The sequence below is a fragment of the Gemmiger qucibialis genome, assembly GCF_027689445.1.
Classification (GTDB): domain Bacteria; phylum Bacillota; class Clostridia; order Oscillospirales; family Ruminococcaceae; genus Gemmiger; species Gemmiger qucibialis.
The window spans coordinates 57,333-66,668 of the sequence record NZ_JAQFEN010000015.1 but is presented as its reverse complement, the minus strand read 5'-3'; the positions used below and the strand labels follow the sequence as shown (position 1 = coordinate 66,668).

6 protein-coding genes are annotated in these 9,336 nt (G+C 58.6%); 4 read left to right on the top strand and 2 right to left on the bottom strand.

The features are described from left to right. A partial coding sequence (locus PG062_RS14375; RefSeq protein ID WP_270752802.1) for a GDSL-type esterase/lipase family protein occupies positions 1–1,138 on the top strand: 1,138 nt, incomplete at its 5' end. 22 nt (positions 1,139–1,160) lie between these two features. Next, positions 1,161–2,540, top strand: a complete 1,380-nt coding sequence (locus tag PG062_RS14370; RefSeq protein ID WP_270752801.1) for a 5-bromo-4-chloroindolyl phosphate hydrolysis family protein — start codon at positions 1,161–1,163, stop codon at positions 2,538–2,540. A 122-nt stretch (positions 2,541–2,662) separates the two neighbouring features. Here the strand turns inward: PG062_RS14370 and PG062_RS14365 are convergent, their stop codons facing one another. Together PG062_RS14365 and PG062_RS14360 are read right to left on the bottom strand one after the other, a co-directional pair. After that, positions 2,663–3,865, bottom strand: coding sequence for an FprA family A-type flavoprotein (locus PG062_RS14365; RefSeq protein WP_270752800.1), 1,203 nt, complete (start codon positions 3,863–3,865; stop codon positions 2,663–2,665). A 472-nt stretch (positions 3,866–4,337) separates the two neighbouring features. Further along, entirely contained in the window at positions 4,338–5,027 is a 690-nt protein-coding gene (locus PG062_RS14360; RefSeq protein WP_270752799.1) for a phosphatase PAP2 family protein, read from the bottom strand. A gap of 516 nt (positions 5,028–5,543) precedes the next feature. On the opposite strand from PG062_RS14360, the gene PG062_RS14355 reads away from it, so the two are divergent. Together PG062_RS14355 and PG062_RS14350 are read left to right on the top strand one after the other, a co-directional pair. After that, the gene (locus PG062_RS14355; protein ID WP_270752798.1) at positions 5,544–7,088 is read left to right on the top strand and encodes a coiled-coil domain-containing protein; all 1,545 of its coding nucleotides are present in this window, start codon (positions 5,544–5,546) and stop codon (positions 7,086–7,088) included. Between the two features lie 515 nt (positions 7,089–7,603). Next, entirely contained in the window at positions 7,604–9,325 is a 1,722-nt protein-coding gene (locus PG062_RS14350; protein WP_270752797.1) for an FHA domain-containing protein, read from the top strand. Positions 9,326–9,336 lie beyond the last annotated feature (11 nt).

Here is a 9,336-nt window from a genome sequence, read left to right as displayed (position 1 = left end):
CCCGGCGCAGCAGCCACCGGAGCCGCCGCGCCGCCGTACAGCGGAACGCCCGGCGGCCCAGCCGCAGCCCGTGCACCGGGCAGCACCCCGCCCGCAGCAGCGGTCGTCCTATCATGCGCAGCAGCCCAACCGGGGCAGCGCGCCGCATCCCCGCCTATGTTGCAAACCGCGCCTGCCGGACCGGCGGGGGATCCTTGCGGGCACAGCGGCGGGCATTCTGCTGTTGGCCGGGGTGATTACCCTGCTGCTGCCAAGCAACAAAGCTGTGGAAAATGTGCCGGTTGGCACAGAGCAGACCGCCCAGGCCGGGCGGCTGGTGGCCCCCGTGCCCTATGCCGACAGCGATGGCTCCGACAACGGCGGCCCAAGCATTGACTGGGGAACCATTGGCCCGGTGCAGCAGGCCGAAACCTATACTTACACCGCCGCCCCGCAGGCCCCCGACATGGTGCCGGAGTTTGGCCGGGTGAGCACCGATTGGTTTTCCGATGCGGCATTTTTGGGCGATTCTTTGACCGCAGGCATTGCGTATTATGACATTAACGTGGGTGGTGCGCTGGTGCTGGGGTATGAAGGCACCAGCCCCAACCAGATCGTGAACCGCACCGCACTGAAAAACACCAACGAGGACGATGCCGAGCAGGTTCCGCTGGATATCCTGGCCGAGCAGCAGCCCGCCAAGCTGTACCTGCTGATCGGCACCAACGCACTGGCGGGATTGGGCAATGATGAAGGCTTTTTGGCGTATTACGGCAAACTGCTGGATGAATTGCAAAGCACGCTGCCCAACAGCATGATCTTTGTGCAGTCCATTTTGAACGTGCGGCCCGAAGCACTGGACCAGGCCCCCGGCCTGACCCCCGAGCGCGTGGGCAGCATGAACGATAAAATCAAAGAAATGTGCAAGGAGCGCGGGTTCTATTACCTGAACCTGACCGAAGCTTTTACCGGGGAGGATGGCTACCTGACGGCGGATTATGCCCAGAATGACGGCATCCACCTGACGGTTGCCGGGTACTCCCACTGGGTGGACTACCTGTGCACCCATGTGCCGTACAACAAAAACAACCCCTACCAGCAGGGCAGCACTTATTATCTTTCGGACGAACTGCGGCAGCTGATTGCGGACCTGCCGTAAACAAGATATGTGAGGAAAAGGAATGCCAAACCCGTATAACCCGAACCCCTATAACGAAGACCAGGACCGTGCGCGGCAGCAGCCGCTGTATGACCAGCCCGGCGGCCCCCGGCAAGACGCCAGCCAAGAATACCACAAAGGGGATGGTGTGTTCCAAATCCCCTGGTGGGTGATCGTAATCACATTCTGCTTTGCGGCGTGGCCGATTGGCGTTGCAATGATGATCATCAACCATCTGCTGCGAATGGGCAAAATCTCTGCGCCGCAGAGCTGGAGCCAGAACAACCGGCAGACCGGCCAGCCGTACACCGTCCGCCCCATCTATGCGGACCCGCAGAAAGCGGAAAAGATGCGCCGGGATGCCCAGCGCGTGGTGCAGAGAGCGGAAGAAGCCGCGCACAAAGCCGAGAAGCGGGTCGAGATCTACCAGAACGCGGACCGCGCACAGGCGTATGACCCGGAGCAGACCGCCCGCCAGAATGAGCGCGGCCGCAAGGATAAAGGTGAGGGCTGGAGCATTGCCCTGACGGTTCTGGGCGTGATTTTTTCCATTGCCATGGTGGCCAACCTGCCGGAAGCCGTGTATTGGCTGCCGGAAGCCCTTACGCAGGGCGGCAGTTACTGGACCTGGCTGTTCCAGGATCTTGCGGGCAGCGTGACCCTGTTGTTTGCGGGCGCGGGCTTCCTGTTTGCCGGGTGGAAGCTGCGCACCGGCCGCCGCATGCGCAAAAAGATCAGTAACATTGTTGGCAACGCCCCCTACATGAAAATTCAGGAGATCGCGGATGCCATCCCCTGCAATTACGCCAAGTGCTGCAAGCACCTGGAAAACTGCATTGACAAGGGCGTGTTTGGAGAGAACGCCTACCTGGATATGCGCACCGGTACCCTGGTGGTACGCGGCGCACCGCCCGCTCCGCAGCCTGCCCCCGCGGCAGCCCCAAAAGCCCAGCCGGAAGAAGCAAAGGCGGAGGACAATTATGCCCAGATTCTGAACCAGCTGCGGGCCTTGAATGATGCCATCCCCGGCGAGGAAATGTCCGATAAGATCAGCCGGTTGGAAGCCGTCAGCGCCAAAATTTTTGCCCAGGCCAAGCAGAACCCGGACAAGCTGCCGCAGATGCGCAAGTTCATGGATTACTATCTGCCCACGGCCCTGAAGCTGCTCAAAACGTATGCCGAGCTGGATGCCCAGGGCGTGGAGGGGGAGAACATCCGCGAGTCCAAACAGCGCATTGAACAGGTGATGGATACCCTTGTGACCGCCTTTGAAGCCCAGCTGGACCGCCTGTTTGAGGATGACGCGCTGGACGTTTCGACTGACATTGATGTGATGGAAAACATGCTGCGTGCCGATGGCCTGACCGGAAACACCGGGAACAGCCCGAAATTGCAGCTGTAAGCCAGCAAAGAAAAGCAAAAAGCAAACCCAACATTCAACAAAAGCCATGCCGCTTTGTGGAAAACCCACGGCGGCATGGCTTTTGTATTTATGGTTGATCGTTTCAGGGAATGGCGAAATTTTTACATACTGGCGGCAACCGCGGCGGCGCAGGCTTCCAGTTCGGCATCCTGGGTGGCGGTCAGGCGGCCGCGCACCGTTACCTTGGCATCCAGCACGATGCAATTTTTCAGCTCGCCGATTTTGGCGGCCATCAGCTTGGCGGACATCGGGGCCCAGCTGCCGTTTTCCACCAGGGCAAAGGTGCGGTCGTGCAGGTTCAGGGCTTTCAGGTCCTCCAGCAGGTTGGCGGCGGGCAGGTAAATGCCGCCGTTGTAGGTGGGGGCGGCCAGCACAATGGTGGATGCGCGCCAGCACTCGGCAACGGCTTCACTGTTGTCAATGCAGGAAAGGTCATGCACAGCAACCTTTACGCCCTTGGCGGCAACTTTGGCGGCCAGGGCGTTGGCGGCGCTTGCGGTGTTGCCGTACATGCTGCCGTACAGCACAACAACCGCCTTTTCTTCGGGTTCGCAGCGGCTCCACAGGTCATACTTGCCAATGAACCAGCCCAGGTTTTTGCGCCACACGGGACCGTGCAGCGGGGCAATGGTCTCGATGGGCAGGGTGGCGGCCTTTTTCAGCACAGCCTGCACCTGCACGCCGTACTTGCCCACAATGTTGGTGTAGTAACGGCGGGCATCGTCCAGCCATTTGCCGGCAAAGTCTACCTCATCAGCGAACAGGGCACCCTCCAGGGCACCAAAGGTGCCAAAAGCATCGGCGCTGAACAGGGTACCGGTAGTGGTGTCAAAGGTCATCATCACTTCCGGCCAGTGTACCATGGGGGCCATCACAAAGGTCAGCTTGTGTTTTCCCAGGTCCAGCGTGTCGCCCTCTTTTACCACCAGGGCATCGTCAATGGCGGCGCTGTCCGTGGGAAAGTACATTTTCAGCATGGGCAGGGTTTTGGCGTTCACCACCAGGCGCAGATCCGGCCAGCGCACCAGCACGGCTTCGATCATGGCGGCGTGGTCCGGCTCCATGTGGTCCACGATCAGATAGTCCAGCTTGCGGCCATCCAGGGCGGCGGCAACGTTCTCCAGGAACTGTGCGCCAACGCTGGCATCGGCGGTGTCCAGCAGGGCGGTTTTTTCATCCAGAATCACATAGGCGTTGTAGCTGACGCCGCGCGGAATGGGAAACAGGTTTTCAAACTTTGCCAGGCGGCGGTCACTTGCGCCGACATAAATTGTATTTTCGGATACAGTCTGAATGCTTTGCATGAATATTCCTCCGTATCAGTAGAAATAGTGAAAAACATTTTGAATGATTAGGACACAGTAAAACTTTGCTGAGGATAGAATACCACATTTTGGGGCGTACTGCAAGATGAAACGGGGGCTTTTGATGGGATGTGTGGTGATTTGAGGGGCGGAAGTTTGTGGGGATGGTGAGCGGCTTGCCCGCAAGAGGAGCAGATGATAGGGCGGCGGGCGCACAATGTGCGCCCCTACTAGTGTGGTAATTCTAAGGCAACACCGCACAATTCCCGCCTTACGGCTTAAGCACCGCTCCGGCATCTGCCGCACCTCGCTCGCCGTATCGGCACTTAGAATTATGCGGTATTGCCCTAAAAAACATTTGTAGGGGACGATGCTCCACATCGTCCCACACGCAGGGCCTTGCCGGAATTATATCCTCTCCCCCGAAAGATTGCAAACAAAAACCGGCCCCTTTTCAGGAACCGGTAAACATTTAAGAATGCTCGGGCAGCGCATGGTGATGGTTGTGGCGATAAGCAACCGAGGGCGCTGTGCGCAGGGCAACGGCATCGGCCACGGCGTCCAGCGTCAGAGCCAAGATGATGCCGCCTATCACATCAATCACCGAATGCTGCTTTAACAGCATGGTGGAAAGAATGATGGAAACGCAGAGCAGATCGGCAGATACGCGTACCCACAGCCATTTGCGGCCGCGCAGCCGTGCGCAGTGGTGATAAGCCAGCGCCAGCGTGACGGAGTTGAACACATGGATGGACGGGAACACGTTGGTGGGCGTATCCGTGCGCCACAAAGCGCGTACCGTGCGGGTAAAGATATCATTGCCGTAAATGTAAGCGGGACGCAGGTCGGTACCATTGGGTACGATTGCGCAGAACAGCAGCGAGAGGGTCATGCCGGTAAACAGCGGCAGGCACAGCCGCCAGAATTCCCTCCGGTCATTGAACCACAACAAATAGAACAGTGTACAGGGGATCCAGGCGAACCACAGGTAATAAGGGATGATGGCGTATTTACAGAACGGAATCAGATCATCCAACCGGCAGTGGAGCACCAGATCCGGCACCTGGATGCCCTGTTCCAACAATTTGAAAAACGCAAGATAAAAGACCAGGTAGCAGGCCATGAACTGGATGGGATGGTCTTTGCACCATGTACGAATCACAAAAAACACTCCTTTTTAAGAAAAAAGGCCGCCGCAGGGGGACCATTCCCCTTGCGATGATAGAGTATTATACTCTCCAAATGTGTCAAAAACAAGGGAAAGCGGCGACAAGGATTGACAAATCGAACTACATTTTTTTGTGCAGCACTGCTAAATTGTGAAATTGAAAATTGTGAAAAGCAACAAAAATAGCAAGCCGGGAATGCTTGCTGGGCTGCGCGGGCCGTTGCAGCAGCATTTGGCTGACTATTAAATCATACGAGCCCCCCGGCCCGGATTTTGCACCAGCGGTGCGGTTTTTACATTTTTTACACCGCCCACCCCAAGATGCGGCGGAAAGAGCGGAAATTCAGCCGATTCCTTTACTTTTCATACATCACACAAATTAGTTGCACACCACAAGGGGAATTGGTATAATATTACTTAATAATGTACGTTTGCCCAGGCGCAGGATTGCAAAACTGCACAAAAAGCTTTTGCCGTGCTGCTGCCCGGAGCAGGAGGGGGCAAAATACCGTGCCGAAAATTGATGTGACCCGTTTTATGGAGCAGAGTGGAATGCGTAAAGCACGCTTTGGCGGCTATGAGCCGGACGATGTGCGTGCGGCACTGCAGGCCCTTTGCACGGAATATGAACAGCGCCTTGGCCGGGCCGAAGCCCAGGCCCGCAAGGCCGAACAAGAAAACGCTGCATTGCAGCAGCATTGCCAGACCCTGACCGCCCAGAACAACCGGCTTTCCGGCCAGAACGCTGCGCTGGCGGGCAGCAGCTCTACATACTCACGCCAGAAAGAAAGCCTGGACGCCCAGGTTTCCGCCCTACAGGAGCGCAACCATTCGCTGAACGACCAGGTGGCCGTTCTGCGGCTGAAGAACGGCAGCCTGCAAAAAGAAAAAGAAAAATTGCAGGAACGTGCCGACCAGGCCGAAGCCGCCCTGCGCATCAAGGGCCGTGAGTTGGACGATGCCCGCAATGCGCTGGAAAACGGCAAAGAAGAGATCATGCAGGAAGCACGCCAGAAGGCGGAGGACATTGTGGCCAACGCCCATGTGCGCGCCGACCAGATCAAGGAGGACGCCCAGGCCGAAGCCCAGGCGATGGATGTTTCGGCCCGCGACCAGGCCAAAGCCCAGGCACAAAAGCTGGTGGATGCCGCCGCTGCGGAAGCCAATGAGATCCAGAACGCCCACCAGCTGCGGCTGAACAACCTGCGCGCCGAAGTGCGGGAGATGGAGGCCCAGCGTGCCGCGTTGATTGATTACCTTGGCCTGATGAGCCGCAAGCTGCTGAACCTGCAGAACGAAGCCATTGCCAATGACCCCGCCGCCGAAGCCCGCGCTGCCGATAACGCGGACCGCGAGCTGGAAACTGAGCTGCCGGAGCTGCACACCGTGCCTACGCCGGAAGCTGCGCTGGATTTAAGCCCCGAAACGGTGGCCCGCGCGGTGGATGAACTGCGCGCCCAGGCCGCTGCTGCTGGGGAGGAGGACGAACCCGAAACCCTGAGCCAACAGAGCACCGCCCCGCAGGAAGTGGAGAAACAGGAAGAATCTGCCGCCCCGGCAGAGCCCGCAGCCGTGCAGCCGGAGGAAGAAACGCCGGAAAACGCAGCGCCGGAGGCCGAAACAGAAGAACAGCCGAAGACAGAAGAAACACCCGAACCGGAAAAGACCGAGGATAAGCCGGACCATCCCACCGGGGACCCCAACCACCAGACCGGTCCGGCGCTGACTGAAGTGCCGGGGGCCATCTTCTCTTCGCCCATTGTGCGCCCGGCGGATGCCCCGCGCCCGGACGATACCCCGCCTTCCGCCACGCCGATGGCCCCGGTAATGCCCAGCTTTGAGGAAGAGGACGAGCTGGACGCCCCGGCCATGCCGCTTCCCCCGCGGGAAAAGCCGCAGGAGCCTGAAGCCGAAGAAGAAGCGCCCACCGTGCCGGAAGAGCCCCAGCCCGAAACGCCGGAAGCCGCCAAACAGCGCGCCGCCCGCCAAAAGGCAATGCGCGCCCTGTGCGCATTGCGCCGCATGCGGGAGCAGCATGGACTGCAGGACATCTGAAAAGACGAGAATGTAGCCTATTTCTACAAACGCAGCCGGATTTTGCGTTAAAAACCTTGGGCAACACCGCACAATTCCCGCCTTACGGCTTAAGCACCGCTCCGGCGGCTGCGGCACAGCATCTGCGTTGCCAAAATGCTCGATAATACACAAAGTATTATCTGCGCTTTTGGCTTAGCAGCTGCCGCACCTCGCTCGCCGTATCGGCACTTAGAATTATGCGGTATTGCCCTTGGAATCCATCTTGCGCTTGCGAAATCGTTGTCATTTTCTTTGTTTTCAGATGCGCCTTGGACACAGAACTGTAAACAATGTAATGTAAAGGCAACACCGCACAATTCCCGCCTAGCGGCTTAAGCACCGCTCCGGCAGCTGCGGCACGGCATCTGCGTTGCCAAAATGCTCGATAAGACATCCAGTATTATCTGCGCTTTTGGCTTGGCATCTGCCGCACCTCGCTCGCCGTATCGGCACTTAGAATTATGCGGTATTGCCTAAAGAATAGGAGCCTGTAAGTGAAAATTGCTGCGGTAAAAAAATTCACACAGGTGTTGGTTGCCATGGCTGTTGCTGCAGTCATGGCAGCTTTGCTGTGTGCGCCCAAAGCATTAGGCACCACGATCGGGGAATTTTCCATTGAGCAGATCTATGTCAACGTGCCGGAGCTGGACGTGTTTGTTCAGGCAACGGATGCACAAGGCCAGCCCATCAGCCCGGACCTTGTGCGGGCGGCAGGGGTGGAGCTGTACCTGGGGGATGAAAAGATCCCCACCGGCAACATCGGCATGGCGAACGAGCCGATCTGCTATGTACTGGCGGTGGACAACAGTGTGGACGAAACCACGCTGAAAGAATACCGCATTGCGCTGCGGCGGCTGATCAGCGCCAAAGGCGCAAAGGACCAGATTATGCTGTATACCCTGGCCGGGGATGCAGCCTGCGTTCTGCCCGCGACCATTGATACCAGGGCGGCAGTGAACGCCGTGAACGCGCTGGAAAGCCAGGAAGAGAACGAGCCCAATCTGGTGCAGGCAGCCACAATAATTTGTAACGATATCAACGAAAATTACCAGAGCATTGCGCCGCGCAAGGCGATCTTTGCCCTGACGGAAGCGGGCAATACCGCCACCAGCACAGCTCTGCTGGGCGCTGTGGCCAAAGATGCCGCCAGCCGCCTGAACATGCCGCTGGATATCTTTGTGACGGTGGATGATGACAACCCCCTTGCCGAGCTGGGCAAGGCCCTGGGCGGCGATAAGCTGGATGTGGTGCATGAAAGCGAACTGGCCGATACCCTGGCTGAAAAACAGCAGGCCCTTGCCAATGCGCTGGAGATCAAAACCGCGGTGGATGAAAATTTTTACGGCGAGCGCCTGGATGTGCTGACCCTGAGCGTGCCGCAGCTGGGCAGCGCAGTGAAAACCAACGCTACCGTGTATATGGGCCACCGCCTGGCCAAACCGGCGGTGGAAAGCGTGACGCTGCATGGCCGCTATGCCATGACCATTCGGTTTAACCAGGCCGTGGGCCGTGCGGAGGACCTGACCTGTTACAGCATTCAGAGCGAGGATATCTGGGGCTGGCATGTAAAAGTTAAACAGGCCCTTGCCAGCGCGGACGGCAGAAGCGTTTCGCTGTACACCGAGCCGCTGTACCAGGGAACCTATACCATTAAGCTGAACAAGATGACCAGCGCCATGACCGCGGCCAACGTGAGCGATTCCGGCACCGTATACCGCTTTACCGTGGAGGATTGGCCCAAGGACAGGGCGTTCTATCTGGCACGATTCCGGCTGCCTGCCATTATTCTGGGCGGGCTGTTGGTGGTGCTGGCCGCGGCAGCCCTGCTGCGCGGCCGCAAGGAGCGCACTGAGGAAAAGCTGGCCGAAGCCGAACACCTGCTGACCGATGCCGCCCCCGTGCAGCAGAGCCTGCCGAGGCGGTGGATCACCCTGTACCTTTCTACCCGGCGGGGCATTGCAGAAACCCGCTGGTCCGCCTATGTGGAAAGCAGCCTGATTATCGGCAGCGATGCCACCCAGTGTGACCTCTGCCTGGCGGATGGCCGCACCCGCCCCCAGCACGCAGTGCTGGAAGTGGAAAGCAACGGCGTGACCCTGCGCCCGCTGGAGGGAGCCGCCGTGATGGTGAACGGCGACCCCATCGGCGGGGAATACCGCCTGCAAAACGGCGATACCATAAAAATTGGCCGCACCACCCTGCGGCTTGTGCTGTAAACGCGCCCGAA